General features: G+C 65.0%; 16 protein-coding genes. 8 read left to right on the plus strand and 8 right to left on the minus strand.

Annotated features, from left to right (window positions below; translation table 11 throughout):
- Positions 1-17: 17 nt before the first annotated feature.
- Positions 18-338: a 4Fe-4S dicluster domain-containing protein gene (locus ACVMDN_RS29785; RefSeq protein ID WP_016840109.1), complete on the minus strand. Its 321-nt coding sequence runs from the start codon at positions 336-338 to the stop codon at positions 18-20.
- A complete protein-coding gene (locus tag ACVMDN_RS29790) occupies positions 335-1963 on the minus strand; it encodes an FAD-dependent oxidoreductase (RefSeq protein ID WP_310885572.1) in 1629 nt (542 codons plus the stop codon). The genes ACVMDN_RS29785 and ACVMDN_RS29790 overlap by 4 nt, the downstream gene beginning before the upstream one ends.
- A 313-nt stretch (positions 1964-2276) precedes the next feature.
- On the opposite strand from ACVMDN_RS29790, the gene ACVMDN_RS29795 reads away from it, so the two are divergent.
- Positions 2277-3617: an LLM class flavin-dependent oxidoreductase gene (locus ACVMDN_RS29795; RefSeq protein ID WP_253625501.1), complete on the plus strand. Its 1341-nt coding sequence runs from the start codon at positions 2277-2279 to the stop codon at positions 3615-3617.
- Between the two features lie 5 nt (positions 3618-3622).
- On the opposite strand, the gene ACVMDN_RS29800 is transcribed toward ACVMDN_RS29795, so the two are convergent.
- The gene (locus ACVMDN_RS29800) at positions 3623-4714 is read right to left on the minus strand and encodes an LLM class flavin-dependent oxidoreductase (protein WP_253638788.1); all 1092 of its coding nucleotides are present in this window, start codon (positions 4712-4714) and stop codon (positions 3623-3625) included.
- A 419-nt stretch (positions 4715-5133) separates the two neighbouring features.
- Between ACVMDN_RS29800 and ACVMDN_RS29805 the strand changes: the two genes are divergently transcribed.
- The 6 genes from ACVMDN_RS29805 to epsC all read left to right on the plus strand — a co-directional run bounded on the left by ACVMDN_RS29805 (position 5134) and on the right by epsC (position 10582).
- Entirely contained in the window at positions 5134-5889 is a 756-nt protein-coding gene (locus ACVMDN_RS29805; RefSeq protein ID WP_309143755.1) for an ABC transporter permease subunit, read from the plus strand.
- A complete protein-coding gene (locus tag ACVMDN_RS29810) occupies positions 5886-6611 on the plus strand; it encodes an ABC transporter ATP-binding protein (protein WP_076826951.1) in 726 nt (241 codons plus the stop codon). Before ACVMDN_RS29805 ends, ACVMDN_RS29810 begins: the two co-directional genes overlap by 4 nt.
- A 10-nt stretch (positions 6612-6621) precedes the next feature.
- A complete protein-coding gene (locus tag ACVMDN_RS29815) occupies positions 6622-7626 on the plus strand; it encodes an NrtA/SsuA/CpmA family ABC transporter substrate-binding protein (protein ID WP_253638786.1) in 1005 nt (334 codons plus the stop codon).
- A 42-nt stretch (positions 7627-7668) separates the two neighbouring features.
- Positions 7669-8898, plus strand: a complete 1230-nt coding sequence (locus ACVMDN_RS29820) for an acyl-CoA dehydrogenase family protein (protein ID WP_057017438.1) — start codon at positions 7669-7671, stop codon at positions 8896-8898.
- Positions 8899-9036: 138 nt separating this feature from the next.
- The gene (locus ACVMDN_RS29825) at positions 9037-9609 is read left to right on the plus strand and encodes a flavin reductase family protein (protein ID WP_057017437.1); all 573 of its coding nucleotides are present in this window, start codon (positions 9037-9039) and stop codon (positions 9607-9609) included.
- A gap of 19 nt (positions 9610-9628) precedes the next feature.
- Positions 9629-10582 (plus strand): serine O-acetyltransferase EpsC, encoded by a 954-nt coding sequence (gene epsC, locus ACVMDN_RS29830; protein ID WP_057017436.1) that lies wholly within the window; start codon positions 9629-9631, stop codon positions 10580-10582.
- Positions 10583-10594: 12 nt separating this feature from the next.
- On the opposite strand, the gene ACVMDN_RS29835 is transcribed toward epsC, so the two are convergent.
- From ACVMDN_RS29835 to ACVMDN_RS29855, 5 genes are all read right to left on the minus strand, one after another.
- A complete protein-coding gene (locus ACVMDN_RS29835; RefSeq protein WP_200844439.1) occupies positions 10595-11464 on the minus strand; it encodes an ABC transporter permease in 870 nt (289 codons plus the stop codon).
- Positions 11457-12323, minus strand: a complete 867-nt coding sequence (locus tag ACVMDN_RS29840) for an ABC transporter ATP-binding protein (RefSeq protein WP_141340373.1) — start codon at positions 12321-12323, stop codon at positions 11457-11459. The genes ACVMDN_RS29835 and ACVMDN_RS29840 overlap by 8 nt, the downstream gene beginning before the upstream one ends.
- A complete protein-coding gene (locus ACVMDN_RS29845; protein WP_076826947.1) occupies positions 12320-13375 on the minus strand; it encodes an ABC transporter substrate-binding protein in 1056 nt (351 codons plus the stop codon). The genes ACVMDN_RS29840 and ACVMDN_RS29845 overlap by 4 nt, the downstream gene beginning before the upstream one ends.
- Before the next feature lie 25 nt (positions 13376-13400).
- Positions 13401-14330: a TauD/TfdA dioxygenase family protein gene (locus ACVMDN_RS29850; RefSeq protein ID WP_141340372.1), complete on the minus strand. Its 930-nt coding sequence runs from the start codon at positions 14328-14330 to the stop codon at positions 13401-13403.
- A gap of 97 nt (positions 14331-14427) precedes the next feature.
- A complete protein-coding gene (locus ACVMDN_RS29855) occupies positions 14428-15864 on the minus strand; it encodes an FAD-dependent oxidoreductase (RefSeq protein ID WP_141340371.1) in 1437 nt (478 codons plus the stop codon).
- A gap of 388 nt (positions 15865-16252) precedes the next feature.
- On the opposite strand from ACVMDN_RS29855, the gene ACVMDN_RS29860 reads away from it, so the two are divergent.
- Positions 16253-17077, plus strand: a complete 825-nt coding sequence (locus ACVMDN_RS29860; RefSeq protein WP_141340370.1) for a class I SAM-dependent methyltransferase — start codon at positions 16253-16255, stop codon at positions 17075-17077.
- The last annotated feature ends 21 nt before the right edge of the window (positions 17078-17098 follow it).

The following is a 17098-nucleotide window of genomic DNA, read 5'->3' on the forward strand; positions in this document are numbered from 1 at the left end:
CCGGGCACAGCCCGGGCTCAATGACCAAAGAGCAGATAGCTGCGGTCGATGCCGCGGAGATCGCGCGTCTCGTCGGTCCAGCCGACCGCGCGGCGGTAGCTGCCCAACGCGGCAGTCTGCCGCAACGCGACCACGTCGGTCGGGCGAGGCTCCTCCGCATAAGGCGACACGTAAAGCGCGTCCTCGGGACAATACAGTTCGCAGAGGAAACAGGTCTGGCAATCGCCCTGACGGGCGATCACCGGAATCCCCTCCGTCTTGTCGAAGACATTGGTGGGGCAGACATTCACGCAGATGTCGCAGGACGTGCAGCGCTCGGCGTCGATCACCTCGATCATTCCGCGGCCTCTGCATAGCTGGCCTCGGCATGCGGCCGCACCGTGGTCCAGACCTCGTCCAAGCCGCCGCTCGTCACGTAATGGCGTTGGCGGTCGTCTTGATCGGGATAGTCGTCGCGGCGATGCATGCCGCGGCTTTCGTTCCGCGCCAGCGCGCTGCGGTACATCCAGCGCGACGTCGCCAGCATGGCCGCGCTCTCGCGGGCACGTAGCAGATCGTCCTTGCTCGCCGCATCGGCCGATGATGCATCGACCCACGCCGCATCCAGCCGCTCGAGGGCGCCTTCAAGACGCGAGGCGTGCCGGAAGTAGTTCAGCTCATACGGATAGACTTCGTCCTGGACCGCCTTTGCCAGCGCGGCGGGCTCAAACGCGCGACCCGCATTGCTCCGGAACGCGACGGTGCCGGCGGACGCCAGTCGTCGCTGACGCGCCGGGCCCAGCTGCCTTGCATAGCCAGCAGCGCCCCATCCGGCCCAGGTCCCCGATGACATCGCCCAGGCGGCGTTGTGGCTGCCGCCGCCGGTGAAGCCGCCGCAGATCAATTCGCGCGTCGCTGCATCACCGGCGGCATAGAGCCCGGGCACGCTGGTGGCGCAGCTGTCGTCGACAATGCGCAGGCCGCCGGTGCCGCGCACGGTGCCTTCGAGCCGCAAGGTGACGGAAAAACGCTCCCTGAAGGGATCGATGCCGGTGCGATCGAACGGCAGGAAGAAATTCGGCTGCGACGCGCGCATGTGACGCTGCACGTCGTCGTCGGCCTTGTCGAGGCGCGCGTAAACCGGCCCCTGAAGCAACGCGCGCGCAATCGCCGATCGCCCGCCCTTGGATGCCGCACCGGGAACGACGCTGCCGTCCTCGTAGCTGAAGGTCGCCCAGCCGTAGAACAGTGTCTTGGTCACGGAGCCGAACGCCGGTGAGATCGCATAGGGATTCGAGAATTCCATGCTGCTGAACTCGGCCCCGACCTCCGCGGCCATCAGGTAGCCGTCTCCGGTCAGCACATTCGATCCCAGCGTCTTGCTCAGGAACGCGCAGCCGCCGGTCGCCATGACGACAGCCTTGGCGCGCACGATCCAGCGATCGTGCTTCTGGCGGCGCACGCCGCTGGCTCCCGCAACCGAGCCGTCGTCATCCACCAGCAGCTCAAGCGCCGGACTGTGATCGAGAATGGTGACGCCGGCCTGCTTGGTGCGCTTGCGCATCAGGCGCATGTATTCCGGCCCCTGCAGCGAGTTGCGCTGCGATGTGCCGCTGTCGTCGACCGGGTAAGGGTAACCCCAGGCGGCCAGACGATTGCTGTCCTCGTAGGTCTGGTCGAGCACGCGCGCCATCCAGCGGCGATCCTGCAGGTGCCCGCCCATCTTTTCGCGATTGGCCATTGCGGCCTTGCGCAGCGCCGGATTGGGATCGACATACCAGACGCCGGTGCCGGCAGCCGCGGTGGCACCCGACGTGCCGCAAAATCCCTTGTCGGCGAGCACGACGCGTGCGCCGCACTCGGCTGCGCTCACCGCAGCCCACGTGCCTGCCGGTCCGCCGCCGATCACCAGCACGTCGGCGTCGAATTCGACCGAACCGCCTGGCGCGGTTCGCTGTTCGGCGCGTCGCTCGTGGACTGTCATGGTTCAGTTCTCCGGGAGGCACCGATTGCTTGCAACGCGCCGCAACAGCATCGTTACGCGCGCAGGCTGCCCTGGCAATTTCAGATATTTGCGCAGACTTGGACGAAGCTTCCCCTGCCGCGGCACGTGGCAGAATATTCATGCGGCGGCGGAGGGGATGTTCCGCTCATCGCAGAAGATCGACACCGGATTTGTTCGCAGATCGCGCAGCGGAGACGGAAATTTCTTTTTGCATGCACGCGCCGGCCGTTCGTTTTCATGTGGCCTGACAGGCGATACTTCGTGAGTCGTCTCACCTCAATGCGGGGCAGCCATGTCCGATCGTCAGCTTCATCTCAATGTCAATCTGCTGCACTCCGGCGTCTATGCGTCGGCGTGGCGGCTGCCCGAAAGCGATCCTCGCGCCTGCTTCGACGTCGGCCATTATGTGCGCGTGGCTGACATCGCCGAGCGCGGCAAGCTCGATGCGATCTTCCTTGCCGACACACCGGCGATCACCGACCGCATCGACTACCGCTCCTTCATGTCGATGGAACCGACGATCGTGCTGGCATCGGTGGCCGCGGCGACCAGCCATATCGGGCTGATCGCGACCGCCTCGACCACCTACAACGAGCCGTACAACATCGCGCGCCGCTTCGCGACCCTGGATCTCGCGAGCGGCGGCCGCGCCGGCTGGAATGCGGTGACCACTGCCGACGCGTCGGCCAGCCGCAATTTTGGCCTCAGCAACGTGCTGGAGCACAAGGCCCGCTACGAGCGCGCCAAGGAGTTCGCCGAGGTCGTCCATGCGCTGTGGGACAGTTGGGAGGACGACGCCTTTGTCGGCGACAAGTCCTCGGCGCGATTTGTCGATACGTCGAAGGTTCATCCGATCGCGCATCGCGGCGCCCATTACGCCGTGGCCGGTCCGCTTAACGTGCCGCGTTCGCCGCAGGGCCGCCCGGTCACCGTGCAGGCCGGTGGCTCGCACGACGGCCGTGATCTCGCTGCCGCGCAGGCCGAAGCTGTGTTCACGCTGGCGCAGACGATCGAGGAAGGTGTCGCCTATGCGCGCGATCTGCGCGCCCGCGCCGCGACCTACGGCCGCGCCGGCGACTCCATCGTCATCCTGCCGGGCCTTGCCACAGTGATCGGCAGCACCGAAGCCGAGGCGAGACGGCGGCAGGATGAGCTGTGGGAGCTGGTTCCGATCGAGTACAGCCTGGCGCGTCTCGCGGGCACATTGCAGGTCGATCCTGCGATCCTTGAGCTCGACAAGCCACTACCCGATCCGCTGCCGCTGCCGGCCAACGCCAACCACACCATGTTCCAGGGCACGGTGAACCTTGCGCGCCGCGGTGACCTCACCGTCCGGCAGTTGTTGCGCGCGCTCGGCGGCGGGGTCGGACACCGCATCATCGTCGGCACGCCCGAGCAGATCGCCAACGACATCGAGGCCTGGTTCAAGGCCGGCGCGGCCGACGGATTCAATCTGATGCCGGACGTGCTGCCGACCGGGCTCGAGGTCTTCGTCGACAACGTGGTGCCGATCCTGCAGCGCCGCGGTCTGTTCCGAACCGATTACGCCGGCACCACCTTGCGTGAGCATTTTGGCCTGCCTCGGCCGATCAGCCGCTTTGCGCGTCAGACGGAAGCCGCCGCAACCGCGTGACGCAGTTACCGCGAGCTCGCCAGCAGTGGTGGGGTGTCATTTGCAGCAGATGACGCTGCGCGGACGCGCGGGATGATCTCCTTCGCAAAGCGCTCCATCTCGGCCTCGAAAGGCTGGAACTGCAGCATGAACAACTCGATGCCTGCGGCATGGAACGCCCCGACTCGGGCGGCCACGTCATCGTAGCTGCCGACCAGCCCGGCAGCGGTGCCGCCGTTGCTGCCGATCCGCTCCGACTTCTGCATGGTCTGCATCATCACGACCTTCGGGTCGGTGTTCTGTCGCTGGATCACCTTTATCGAGGCGTCCTTCCGCGACAGCTCAAGCAGCCGCTCATAGGCGGCCTGGGCCTCGGCCTGCGTCTGGCGCGCGATGACGAAGGCGGACAGCCCGAAGCGAAGCGGCACCGACGTCCGCGGCCGCGCCGCCACGTCGGCAATGAGGCCCGCGACATCCTCGAGCGGCTGACCATTGATGAACCAGACGTCGCCGTGGTCGGCGACCAAAGCGCGCGCCGGCTCGGATTCGCCGCCGACATAGATCAATGGTCGCGGTCGGTAGAGGCTCGTCGGCCGCAACAGATAATCGCGGACGTCGAAATGCTCGCCCTTGTAGGTCAACCGCTCGCCCTGCATCAGGCGCGAGACAATCGTGATCCACTCGCGGCCATAGGCGTAACGGGCATCGTGCTCGGCAAAGCCGATGCCGGCCTTGTCGAGTTCGGGCCGGTTCCAGGCATTGACCAGGTTGATCGCGAAGCGTCCGCGGCTGATGTTCTCGATCCCGAGCGCGAGCTTGGCGAGAACCACCGGATGATAGAGATAGGGCTTGATGGCCGCGATGATCTCGATCCGGCTGGTCAATGCCGCAACGGCCGCCGCCGCGCTCCAGGCCTCGAGCTGATCGAAATCCTCCCGATGCGGATTGATGGTGTGCTGCGCGATCAGCGTGGAATCGTAGCCCAGTGCCTCGGCGGCAAGCACGAGGTCGCGATTGCGCTCCCACGATGCGTCATACGGCTCCTCCGGATCCTGATAGGCCGCGCGCGAACCATGGACCAGCGCCCAGATGCCAAAGCGAAGCGGTCGTGTCGACATGCCGTCTCTCCGATTTCCCTGACGTTACGTCGGCGTGTTTTCAAAGAAGCACGGCGACAGATCAAGCAGCGGCGCATCAAAAGATTTTCCTTGCCGCGCCGCGCGCGCCGATAAACCAGAAAACTCCGGACGCAGCGACAATTGGAATACGGCTCTATTTCTGTTCGAGAAAATTCGTGGGACAGTTTGCGCGACATGAACAACGCCTTCTTTCGTGCGGCGACGCGCCGTTCATCGAGAGAATGGCGGACCATGCCGCGCGCGATCAATGATGCTCGCGCGCAATGTTGGACGAGGACAGAACAGACTTGAGCAACCTCGAACAGGCTGCGTCATCGATCGCGTTTGATTCAACGCCGCGCAGCGTTCAAACGGCATCGCCGTCCCGGAAGCCACGAGTAGAGATCGGCCGGCGCGGCATGCTGCTGCTATCGTGGCTCGCCCCGGTCGTGCTTCTGATCGTCTGGGAATTGCCGGCGCAGGCCGGCTGGCTCTCGCCGCAGGTGCTGCCGGCACCGAGCAAGGTCGTCCGGACGGCATTCAAGCTGGCGACGTCCGGAAGCCTGCTGAACGATCTCGGCGTCAGCCTGCTGCGCGCAACGGCCGGTTTTGCGATCGGCGGCAGCGTCGGATTCGCGCTCGGCATCCTCGTGGGCTTCTCGCGGATCGCGGAGGCTGCCATCGACCGCAGCATCCAGATGATCCGCGCGATCCCGTTTCTCGCCGCGCTACCGCTGGTGATCGTCTGGCTCGGCGTCGGCGAAGCCCAGAAGATCTTCCTGGTCGCGCTCGGCGTCGCCTTCCCGATCTACATCAACACCACGCTGGGCATCCGGCAGGTCGACCCGAAGCTGCTCGAGCTCGGCCGCGTCCAGGGCCTCGGGACACTCGAGCTGATCCGGCGCGTCATCCTGCCCGGCGCCCTGCCATCGATCCTGACCGGTGTGCGCTATGCGCTGGCGACCGCGTGGCTGGCGCTGGTGGTCGCGGAGACCATCGGCGCCCAGTCCGGCATCGGCTTTCTCGCCATGGATGCGCGCGAGTTCCTGCGCACCGACGTGATCGTGCTGACGATCGTGATCTATGCGCTGATCGGCGTCGCCGCCGACGGTATCGCGCGCGCCCTGGAGCGGCGGCTATTGGCCTGGCATCCGAACTATGGAAGCGCGCGATGACGCTGCACGCCGTGCCCTCACCGGCCGCGATTGCGCCGGCCGTCGTGGTGACCGGACTGCATCGCGCCTATGGCAGCCGCGTGGTGATCGAGAACCTCAACCTGCGCATCGAGCGCGGCGAGTTCGTCGTCCTGCTCGGCGAAAGCGGCTGCGGCAAGACCACGCTGCTGCGGGCGCTGGCCGGCCTCGATGCGATCGACGGCGGGCGCATCACGGCACCGCGGCGGCCGGCCGTCGTTTTCCAGGAGCACCGGCTGCTGCCGTGGGACAGTCTGTGGCGCAACGTCTCGCTCGGCCTCAATGCGAGCGACGCCCGTCAGCGCGCCGCCACCGCGCTCACCGAGGTCGGACTCGGCGGCCGTCTCGATGACTGGCCGCGCAACCTCTCGGGCGGACAGGCGCAGCGCGTGGCGCTGGCGCGCGCGCTGGTGCAGGAACCCGAGTTGCTCTTGCTCGACGAGCCGTTCGCAGCGCTCGATGCGCTGACTCGCATTCGCATGCACGATCTGGTGCGCGAGCTGGTCGCCGTCCATCGCCCCGGCGTGCTCCTGGTCACCCACGACGTCGACGAGGCGATCGCGCTCGCCGACCGCATCCTGGTGATGCGCGAGGGCCGGATCGCGTTCGAGCATCCCATGAAACGTAACGGCGCAGCGCCGATCGCCCGCACCGACCTGCTGGCGGAGCTCGGCGTCGACACCTCTCACCCCATTCCTGCCTGAGGACCACTCAATGTCTATCCCCCGGTTCACCAACCCCACCCGTCGCAGCTTCCTTGGCGGCGCCGCCTTCGGCATCGGCGCGCTTGCCGGCTTTGACCTGTCCGAGCCGGCGCATGCGGCGACCGGCCGCGTCACCGACACGGTGCGTCTGACCTGGGGTTTGAGCGGCCTCAATCTGATCGCCAAGGAGCGCGGCGAGTTCGAGAAGCTGCTGACCAGGGACGGCATCAAGGTCGAGTGGCTCGGGCCGTTCCCCAATCATGCGCCGACGCTGCAGGCTGTGACCGGCGGTAGCGCCGATTTCAGCTTCGGCGGCAGCACGACGCCGGCACTCGCCGCGATCATCGCCGGCTCGCCGCTGGTATTCACCCAATTCGTGGTCTACGAGCCGCGCACCACGGCGATCATCGCGCGGGATGACTCTGGCATAAACAAGGTCGAGGATCTCGTCGGCAAGTCGGTGGCGGTGAACCGTTCGGGTCTCGGCGAATTCCTGCTGGTTGCCGCGCTCGAGAAGCACAAGGTCGACCGCTCCAAGGTGACGTTCGTCTATCTCAACCCGCCGGACGCAGCGCCGGCGCTGGCCTCCGGGAAGGTCGACGCCTGGTCGATGTGGAGCCCGGGCGTCGATATCGCGCGGCTCGAATACAAGGCGCACGACATCTTCCTGGAAGGTCGCGATCTCGAGTTCCAGATCGACTACACGTCCTACCTGACCACCCGAAAATTTGCGACCGACAATCCTGCGCTGGTCCGGGCCGTCAACGACGCCTTCCGCGCCGAAGGCAAGTGGATCTCCGCGAACAGCAAGGATGCCGAATACATCGCGCAGAAGGCCGGCAAGTACAGCGACCAGGTCCGCGACCAGTTCATCGCGCTGAACCGGCAGTATCGCTACTTCGCCGCCAACGACGAAAACTTCCTCGCCGAGCTGCAAAGGGCCGCCGACTGGCTGGTCGCGCGCAAGGTGCTCCCGGAGCCGATCAAAGTCACCGACCACCTGGCCCAGCTCTGATCAGTAGCAGTCATATCAATCAACGCCATTTGGGTGATACCAATGAACAAGCCTCTGTCCGCCACCTCGCTGGAGCCTTCCGACCGCCTTCACAGCCGCGCACCCGATATCGACGCGCTGCTCGGCCGCATCGCGGAAGGCGCCGCCGACCGCGAACGCGAGCGCGTCCTGCCGTTCGCGCAAGTCGATCTCATTCGCAAGGCCCGCCTCGGCGCGTTGCGGCTTCCGATCGAGGCCGGCGGCGCCGGCCTGTCGATTCGCGCATTGTTCGAGATCGTCATCGGTCTCGGCGAGGCCGACGCCAATGTCGCGCATATCCTGCGCAACCATTTCAGCGTCGTCGAACGCCTGGTGCGCCGGCCGAAGGACGATCAGCACAGGCAGTGGCAGAAGGCAGTTGCCGACGGCGCGATCATCGGGCTCGCGGCGACCGAGCTCGACACGCCGAAGGTCGGCAATGTCACGCCGAACACGACACTCACTGCCGACGGCGACGACTACCTGCTCAACGGCACGAAATACTATAGCACCGGCACACTGTATTCGGACTACGTCCTCGTTCGCACCGCCGACACATCCGCCACCAATGCTGCCGTGCTGATTCCGGTGAACCGCGAGGGCATTGAGCTGATCGACGACTGGGACGGTCTCGGGCAGCGGCTGACGGCGACCGGCACCACCCACTTCCGCAACGTGCGCGTCAAGCGCCAGGAGGTCGTGTTCGATGCACCGGATACCGGCTACGGCATTCCCTACTCCAACACATTTGCCCAGCTGTTCCTGACTGCGATCAATGCCGGCATCGCGCGCGCCGTGCTGCGCGACGCCAGCGCCCTGGTGCGGACCCGCAAGCGGACGTTCTATTACGCGCCGAGTGAGGTGCCAGTGGACGACCCGCTGCTGCAACAGACCGTCGGCCAGATCGCCAGCGGCGCATTCGCCGCCGAGACCGTGGTGCTTGCGGCCGCGGAGGCGCTCCATGCCGCCACCGACGCTTTCGATGCAGGCGACGAAAACGCCGTCGAGGCCGCGCACAAGGCCGCGCTGCTGTCGGCCAAGGCCAAGATCGTTGCGGACGATTTCGCGATCCGGAGCGGCAGCCTGCTGTTCGACGTCGGCGGTGCATCGGCCACCAAGAAGGCGACCAATTTCGACCGCCACTGGCGCAACGCGCGCACCCTGGCGTCGCACAATCCAAACACCTTCAAGGCGCGCTCGATCGGACAATACGAGATCAGCGGCACGCCGCTACCCGCCAAGGGCTTCTTCTAGAGCCCCACTCCGATCGAATCGGAACGGAGCTCTGGATTGTTGTTTTGATGCGTTTTCTTCACGCGAACCGGTATCCACTTCGCTCGAAAACGCTCTGGCGAGGTCCAATCCGGCGAGGCAAAGCAAGGGAGAATCCCGATGAGCAAGCCGGATATTCATCTTGTGGACGCCGACCACGAGATCGAGCGTCAATTTCGCCTTGTCATGCGCCGCCTCCCGGGCGGCGTTTGCATCATCACCGCAGGACAGGGTGAGGACATCACCGGCATGACGGTGACCTCGCTGACGTCGCTCAGCGCCAGCCCACCCCGGCTGCTGGTCAGCATCAACCGGCAGGCATCGTCCTTCGCACCGATCGCCCGCCATCGGCTGTTCGGCGTCAACATCCTCGGCTCCGACCAGCAGGCCCTGGCCGAGCGCTTCAGCAATGGCCGGCTGAAAGGCAGGGAACGCTTCGAGGGCACCGATTGGACCCATGGAGCCTCGGGCGTGCCTTTGCTGCAGCGGTCGCTTGCGATGATCGAATGCCAGGTCGAGGAGATCATCGAGCGGCATTCCCATGGCATCATCGTGGGCCGCCTCGCCAGCATGGAATTGTCGCATCGGCTGTCCGGCCTCACTTACTGGAATGGACAGTATGTCCAGATCGATCACGAGGCCGATCTCGACCTATTGGCCGAAGTCAGCATTCCTCTGGCGCATGTCCGTTAGAACAGAGAAAGGGTGCAGCATGAAACGCGAATTGCCGCCAGCATCGCCTCCGTCAACGGCCGGCGCGGTCAGCAGACCACCGGGCCGCTGGCAGCTCGACCGGATCGTGGCCGAGCTGCGCACCTCCCGCGAGGAGACCCATAGCATCCGGCGCGACGGCGAGGCACGCCGTGCGCCCTCGCGGGACGCGCTGGAGGCGATCCTCGACGGCCTCACCGAGGCGCTGTTTCCGCGCCACTACGGCCAATCGGACCTCGACGGCGAGAACATCGACTATTTCGTCGGCAATACGCTGAGCACAGCATTGGATTCGCTCAGCGCGCAGATCCATCGCAGCGCGCTGTTCGTTGGCGACGAGCTGGAGCCGGGCTTTGGGCACGAAGAGGCGATCGAGCTGACACGCGCATTCGCGACCCAACTGCCGTCGGTCCGCGGACTTCTGATCAACGATCTGCGGGCGGCATTCGTTGGAGATCCGGCGGCGCAGAATTTTCCCGAGATCCTGATCGGCTATCCGGGGATGACCGCCATCATCCACCATCGCCTTGCGCATCTGCTCTACCAGATCGGCGCGCGGCTGGTGGCTCGCCTGATGTCGGAGATCGCCCACACAAGGACCGGCATCGATATCCATCCCGGCGCCCGGATCGGCTCCGGATTCTTCATCGATCACGGAACCGGCGTCGTGATCGGCGAAACCGCCATCATCGGCAACAACGTCCGGATCTATCAGGCGGTCACGCTCGGCGCGCGGCATTTCCCGACCGACGACGAGGGCCATGTGATCAAGGGCGACGCCCGCCATCCGATCGTCGAGGATGACGTCGTGATCTACGCCGGCGCAACCATACTCGGCCGGATCACGATCGGCCGCGGGTCGACCATCGGCGGCAACGTCTGGCTGACCAAGGACGTGCCGCCGAACAGCATTGTGACGCAGGCCACCGCACGAAACAGCCCGAGCGGCGCCTGAACCACGATCTCATCACGCCGCAACCTGTGCCTTCCATCGCATCAAGCGCCGTTCCAACGCCTCCAGGACCGCATTGAATGCCAACCCGATCACGGTGATCCCGATTATGCCGAAATACATCTGCGGGATCAGGAAGCTGTACTGGCTGTTGATGATGAGATAGCCGAGACCGGCCTTGGCGCCGACCATCTCGGATGCGACCAGCACCAGCATGGCTGACGCACTGGCGAGGCGAATGCCGACAAAGATCGTCGGAAGCGCCGCCGGAAGGATCACCTTGCGGAACAGCTGCTGCGGGGTCGCGCCCATGGTCCGCGCCGACTTGATCAAGAGCGGATCGACCTGCTTCACCGCGGCGATGGTGTTGAGCAGGAGCGGCCATGCGCAGCTATAGACCACCATCGTGACCTTCGAGAGCTCGCCGATGCCAAGCAGCAGGATGAACGCCGGCAACAGCGCGAGCGGCGCGGTATTGCGGCAAATCTCGATGAACTGGTTCAGCAGATCGCCGAGCCTTGTGTACCAGCCGACGGCCAGCCCGAGCGGGACGAACAACACGACCGACACCAGAAACCCGCTCAGGGCGCGGAGCAGGCTCGCGGAGGCGTCGTCATAGAGCTCGCCGGTTTGCGCGAGCTGCCAGCCTGCGGCGATGACATCAAAGAATGGCGGCAGAAACACCGCGTCGATCAAGCCGAGCCTCGGCGCGGCCTCCCAGATCGCCAGAAGGGCGATCAGCAGCAGGGAGCGGCGTCCGAAAGCTACCAGACCGCGGGTCGCGGCGCGGACCGCGCTCACTAGCGGTGACCGCGCCGCCACCGCTTGCTCGTCTCGCCGTCCATGCGCGAGCTCCAGCAATGTCAGCATCTCCAGGCTAGACATGAGCGACTTCCTTTACTTCACGCTCGACACGGCCTGCGCTGACCCTGCCCGCCGATTGCCCCAGCTGCGCTTTCTGCACTTCCTCGCGGAGCAGGCTCCAGATCTCATGGCGCACGCGGCCGAATTCCGGCAGCGAGCGCACATCCTCGGCTTCGCTCCGCAAGGCCGCGGGGATGTCGACAATCTCCTTGATCCGCCCCGGACGGGACGTCATGACCGCCACGCGCTGACCGAGCACCACCGCCTCGTCGATGCCGTGGGTGATGAAGATGATGGTCTTGCCGGTGGCCCGCCAGATCCGCAGCAGCTCGCCCTGCAACGTTTCGCGCGTCTGGGCATCGAGCGCAGCGAACGGCTCGTCCATCAGCAGCACCTCCGGATCATAGGCAAGGCTGCGCGCGATCGCGACGCGCTGCTTCATGCCGCCGGAGAGTTCATGCGGATAACGGTCAGCAAAACCCGATAACCCGACCAAGTCGAGGAAGTGCCGCGCGATCTCACCGCGTTGTTTCGGCTTGAGGCCGGCGATATCGAGCCCGAACTCCACATTCTGCGCGGCCGTGCGCCACGGAAACAGCGCGTACTGCTGGAACACGACGCCGCGGTCGCGTCCGGGTCCGACGATCGGCCGGCCGTCGAGCAGAATGCGGCCGCTGGTCGGCGTCGCGAGCCCGCCGAGCAGATCGAGCAATGTCGACTTGCCGCAACCGCTTGGACCGACCAGAGCGAGGAATTCGCCGGCGCGGACGTCGAACGTGATGTCCTCGAGCGCGGTGAAATAGCCCGCCGGCCGGCCCCCTTCGCCTCGCGTGACGAACTCCTTGCGGACCTTGTCAAAGCTGATCTTGACCGACGTCATCGCGCCTCCGCCGTCTTTCCGGGACGGAAATAGTTGAACTCGTTGGTGTAGGTGTCCGAGGCCTTGATCTGGCCCGGTTTGAGCAGGCCATCCTTGACCAGCCAGTCGACCCAGACCTGCAGCTCGGCATCCGAGATCACGCCGCCCTTGGACGCGACGCCGGTGCTCTTCCAGTACTTGATCGAGGAGGCATCCTCGTTGCGCTTGCGCTCCGCAATGATCCGGTCGAAGCGGGCCCGCACTTCATCGGGCGGCGTCGTCTGCGCCCACTGGATGGCGCGCGAGATCCCCTCAACCAGCTTGCGGGCGGTGTTCGGATTGTCCTTGATGAACTTCTCCCGCAGCACATAGGCACCGCCGGTGAACTGTCCGAACAGATCGGTATCGTTGAAGAGCGAGCGGATCCCGCCACGCTCCAGCGCCTTGTCGCGCAACACGCCGCTGAGCGCGCTCACCTCGACCTGCCCTTGCCGCAGCGCCTGCTCGCCGGTGACGGGTGGGACCGCCACCAATGTCACCTGCTTGGCCTCGCCGGCGCTAAGGCCGTTGCGCGCCAGATACTCACGCAGCACGAACTCCAGATGAGCGCCAAGCGTATTGACCGCGACCTTCTTGCCGATCAGGTCGCGGGCCGTCTTGATCGGACTGTCGTCCTTCACAAAGTAGCCGTAGTAGGTATTGGAGTCGGAACCGTAGTAGCCGACCACCGCCTTGATCGGCGCCTTGGCCGCGATCAGCTTGATGATCGCACCATAGAAAGCGCCGCCGACGTCGATGTCGCCGGTGACGACGGTCTGAATGTCCTGCGGCCCGCTGATGGTGTTGCCGACCCATTTGAGCTTGAGCGGCGCGAGGTAGCCGAGGTCCTCGGCGAGCTCGGTGAACGTCACCTGCCCGGCCCAGCCTTGATAACGGATCTCGGTCTTATCGAGCGGTGGCTCGGCGAAGGCCGAAGCGATCAGGCCCAACGCAAAGACGCCGGCCAGCAGCAATCGCGCCGCCCGGCGCGCAGCGGCTCGCCGCGCGCGCAGAATTCGAATGATGGCATTCATTGTGTTGCTCCAATAGGCGACATGCTCAGGCTGCCTTCGCCGCTTGCGGCTTCGGCGATTTGATCCGCGTCACGCTGTGGCGGCCGTCGACGCTGACCGGAACCTCGCCGTCGATGGTGGCGCGGCGCACCACACGATGCTGATCGCCGTAGTCATTGACGGCGTAGTGCTGGGTCGCGCGATTGTCCCAGATCGCGACGTCTCCGGCCCGCCAGCTCCAGCGCACGGTATTCTCCGGAGCCGTGATGTGGGACTGGAACAGATCGAACAGCTTCTGGCCGTCATATTTCGGCAGGCCGACAAAGCGCTGGACGAAATTGCCGAGCACCAGCGTGTGCTCGCCCGTTTCGGGATGGACGCGCACGACCGGATGCTCGGTCTCATAGATCGTCCCGGTGAATACCTCGTCAAAATGCTTTCTGTCGGCGTCGGTGGCGCGAGACTTCACGGCGTAATCATAGGCATTGCTATGAACCGTCCAGAGCTCGTCGGCGAGCTTGCGCAACGGCACAGGCAGATCGAGATAGGCGGCCCCCGTGTTCGACCAGACGGTGTCACCGCCATAGGGCGGGATTACCACGCCGCGCAGCACCGAGATCTTCGGATAGGCGTCGACGAAGGTGACGTCGGTATGCCATTGGTCCGCGCGGCCGCCACCACGCCCCGAATCCAGTTCGAGGATCGACGACGTGCCTTTGCTCGGGCCGATGGTCGGATGCGGCACCAGTTTGCCGAGCCTGACCGCGAAGCGCTCCTGCTCGGCGTCGTCGAGGTGCCCCTGGTCACGAAAGAAGATCACCTTGTGCTCGAGCAGCACCTGGTTGACGGCACGGATGACCGCGTCGGGAAGGTCGCCCGACAACTTCACATTCTTGATCTCGGCACCAAGCCGGGCGGCACGCTTGACGATGTCGGCGCGCGGAATGACGTTGTCGATAGTGGTCGTGTTGCTCATGATGTTGGTCTCGTCGCCGCGATCCCCTGGACAAAGCTCCGCCATGCGCCGGTCGCGGAAACGACGGCGGAGATCAATGATGTGGTCGCGATCCTCGCTATTCCGCCGCGACGGGCTGCGGCGGTCGCCAGACAGCCGGTGCATAGAGTTCGGCGGTGAAATCCTCCGCGATCTCTCCGTTGATGCGCGCCTCGTGAGATGCAAGGTCGGCCAGGAACAGATCGCGGCTGACCCTGGCCGTGATCCCCGGAATGTCGCGCTTGAAGCTTGGAACGTCGCCGATCGGCAGGCCGAAGCTGACAAATGCTGCCGGGTTGAAGACGTGAATGTCCTTCAGATACGGCGCGCGGCCCGGAACTTTCTCCAGATACTCGTGCCCGGACCCGAGATAAGGATAGGCCGCCAGGCGATCGTCCTTTTCGTCGTCAGGCGGCACGAAGCGATCTCGCCACAGCAGGATTTCGTCGGCGAAATCGCCGAGCTCTGACTGCGCGCCCAGATCGACGGAATAGCCAGTTCCCGCAATCGCGAAATCGAACGCGAACTCGCCCTGCGGAGTGATGGCGACCGGCCGCAACCCCTTCAATTGCGCCGAGGTCCAGGGTGCGCCCAGGTGCAGATGAAAATTGGGGAAGGCTACCGCGCGCGAAATCGCATCCGGCGGCGGGGTCGACCCAGCCTGCCTGAACCGGATCGCCTGATGCCAGCGCACCCCGTCGGGCAGGCTGCCATAATTGTCATAGGCTCCCGGATAACCGCGGATCCGAATGACCGGCAACGCGGCCAAGGTTTCCCGGCGTGCAAACAGATGAACATCGCGCGCTCCGGCCTCAAGGGCTGCAGCCGCCGCATCGAAGGCCGACGCAGCACTCCCGACCACCGCAACGGAGAGACCACGCAGCATCCTGAAATCGATCTTCTCCGATGTATGCGCACGGAATCGTTTCGGCAGGACACGCAGCGCGTCGGGGACATAAGCGCCCCCGCTACCCGCAAAGCCGGTTGCGAGCACCAGCTTGCGCGTGGTCTCGATGGTCGTGACCCCGCTCCGCTCCAGATGTAACCGCAAATGATCGGCTGCGGGCTCGATGCGGAGCAGCCGCGTACCGTAACGAATGCCGGCGCCTGTCACGCGGCGATACCAGTCGAGATAGGCCGCCCAGTCGAGCCGCGGAATCCGATCGAGCGCGTCGAAGGCCGCCGCGCCATGGCGCGTTTCATACCATGCTTGGAAACCGAGACCGGGCAGACCGAGCTCCGGACCTGGAAGCGTCTTCGGAGTGCGAAGCTTGTGCATTCGCGCGCTCGTCAGCCACACGCCGGCCTTGCTGGCGTCGGCGGCGGCGTCGATCACCGAGACCTTGCCGATCCCGGCGCGCCGAAACGCAAACGCGAAGGCCGCGCCGGACTGGCCACCGCCGACCACGACGACGTTGTGATCGATTCCGTCGCGATCAGGCACCCAGTTCTGTGGGTCGACCCCGATCAGCCGGAGGGCCTTGCGGGCGACGCTGTCGGGATCGGATTGCGGCATGAATGACCACCTCGCTTTGACGTTACAAATCGTAAAAGCGATCGACATTCAGTCAATGAAACGAAACCAGCTTTGTTTTTGATAGCAGGCAATGTTCGCGTCGTGGACAACGCGGGCATTGAAATATTTGCGATGATCGCCGCCTGACCGATCATCTCATGTGCATTGCGACGTGCGGGATCGGCGCGATCGATCGGGAGAACTTCCCAAATCATACGTCGCCGGGATCGGCGCGATCGCAGTCATCTCCGGTGAACGACGAACTCGTCACGTTCATGCTCGCTTGCCGTGCAACAACGCAAATTCATTTCACCGCCGCCGACATAGAGTCTGACGCAGCGCACGCGCCTGACGTCGACGCGCGGCGAGCAACGATGGATCTCTCGAAATGCCGCGAACTGCCGGCAACATCAGCCTTGAACACGATACCCCGGAGCTCGCCCGCTCCTATGATGAAGCGGGACTCGTTCAATTTCGCCACGGCAAGTTCCTGATCGGGCCGCTCGCCATCAAGACCGGCGAGCACGTGCTCGACATCGGGACGGGAACCGGCCGGCTTGCGGAATTCGTCGCCGGACTGGTCGGTCCGGACGGCCGCGTGATCGGTATCGATCCACTTGCCGGCCGCATCGAAATTGCGCGCCTTCGGCAGGGGGATAACCTCCAGTTCGCCACCGGGCGCGCCGAAGAACTGTCGCGCTTCGACGACGCGCAGTTCGACGCGGTCTATCTCAATAGCGTCTTCCATTGGATCTCCGACAAGGATCGCGCGCTGCGGGAGGTCCGGCGCGTGCTCAAGCCCGGCGGCCGCCTCGGATTGAATGTGCAGGATCCGTCCAGGCCGCACCAGTCGCGCCTGCTGCTTCGTCGCGCCATCATCGAGGCGGGTCTTGCCGGCGATCGCCAGGACTCGAACCCGGTGCTCGGATCGACCGAGGAGGAGCTCAAATCGCTGTTCGCGGCACACGGCTTCGCCGGCTACCGCAGCGAGCTGCGCGCGCTGATCGATATCCACGACGATGCGGCATCGCTGCTGCAGTGGTCGGAAGCGAGCGCATTCGGAAATTTCCTCGAAGCGTTCACCCCTCACGAGCGCGAACTGGTGCGCCGCACCTTCGCGCGCCTTGTCGAAGAACAGCGCACGCCCGAAGGTTTGAAGCTGGAGCGCTACCTGCGCTTCGCGTTTGCGCACAAGGCGCCGTCCCACCAATAATAATCAGCAAAACTCACGAGA

The organism is Bradyrhizobium sp. USDA 4510, assembly GCF_054059095.1.

What these genes read in the sequence shown, in the direction of transcription:
- ACVMDN_RS29790 (WP_310885572.1), bottom strand. Translation starts at nt 1,963, where the DNA reads ATGACAGTCCACGAGCGACGCGCCGAACAGCGAACCGCGCCAGGCGGT.
- ACVMDN_RS29855 (WP_141340371.1), bottom strand. Translation starts at nt 15,864, where the DNA reads ATGCCGCAATCCGATCCCGACAGCGTCGCCCGCAAGGCCCTCCGGCTG.
- ACVMDN_RS29800 (WP_253638788.1), bottom strand. Translation starts at nt 4,714, where the DNA reads ATGTCGACACGACCGCTTCGCTTTGGCATCTGGGCGCTGGTCCATGGT.
- ACVMDN_RS29825 (WP_057017437.1), top strand. Translation starts at nt 9,037, where the DNA reads ATGAGCAAGCCGGATATTCATCTTGTGGACGCCGACCACGAGATCGAG.
- ACVMDN_RS29815 (WP_253638786.1), top strand. Translation starts at nt 6,622, where the DNA reads ATGTCTATCCCCCGGTTCACCAACCCCACCCGTCGCAGCTTCCTTGGC.
- ACVMDN_RS29795 (WP_253625501.1), top strand. Translation starts at nt 2,277, where the DNA reads ATGTCCGATCGTCAGCTTCATCTCAATGTCAATCTGCTGCACTCCGGC.
- ACVMDN_RS29835 (WP_200844439.1), bottom strand. Translation starts at nt 11,464, where the DNA reads ATGTCTAGCCTGGAGATGCTGACATTGCTGGAGCTCGCGCATGGACGG.
- epsC (WP_057017436.1), top strand. Translation starts at nt 9,629, where the DNA reads ATGAAACGCGAATTGCCGCCAGCATCGCCTCCGTCAACGGCCGGCGCG.
- ACVMDN_RS29840 (WP_141340373.1), bottom strand. Translation starts at nt 12,323, where the DNA reads ATGACGTCGGTCAAGATCAGCTTTGACAAGGTCCGCAAGGAGTTCGTC.
- ACVMDN_RS29810 (WP_076826951.1), top strand. Translation starts at nt 5,886, where the DNA reads ATGACGCTGCACGCCGTGCCCTCACCGGCCGCGATTGCGCCGGCCGTC.
- ACVMDN_RS29805 (WP_309143755.1), top strand. Translation starts at nt 5,134, where the DNA reads ATGCTGCTGCTATCGTGGCTCGCCCCGGTCGTGCTTCTGATCGTCTGG.
- ACVMDN_RS29860 (WP_141340370.1), top strand. Translation starts at nt 16,253, where the DNA reads ATGCCGCGAACTGCCGGCAACATCAGCCTTGAACACGATACCCCGGAG.
- ACVMDN_RS29785 (WP_016840109.1), bottom strand. Translation starts at nt 338, where the DNA reads ATGATCGAGGTGATCGACGCCGAGCGCTGCACGTCCTGCGACATCTGC.
- ACVMDN_RS29850 (WP_141340372.1), bottom strand. Translation starts at nt 14,330, where the DNA reads ATGAGCAACACGACCACTATCGACAACGTCATTCCGCGCGCCGACATC.
- ACVMDN_RS29820 (WP_057017438.1), top strand. Translation starts at nt 7,669, where the DNA reads ATGAACAAGCCTCTGTCCGCCACCTCGCTGGAGCCTTCCGACCGCCTT.
- ACVMDN_RS29845 (WP_076826947.1), bottom strand. Translation starts at nt 13,375, where the DNA reads ATGAATGCCATCATTCGAATTCTGCGCGCGCGGCGAGCCGCTGCGCGC.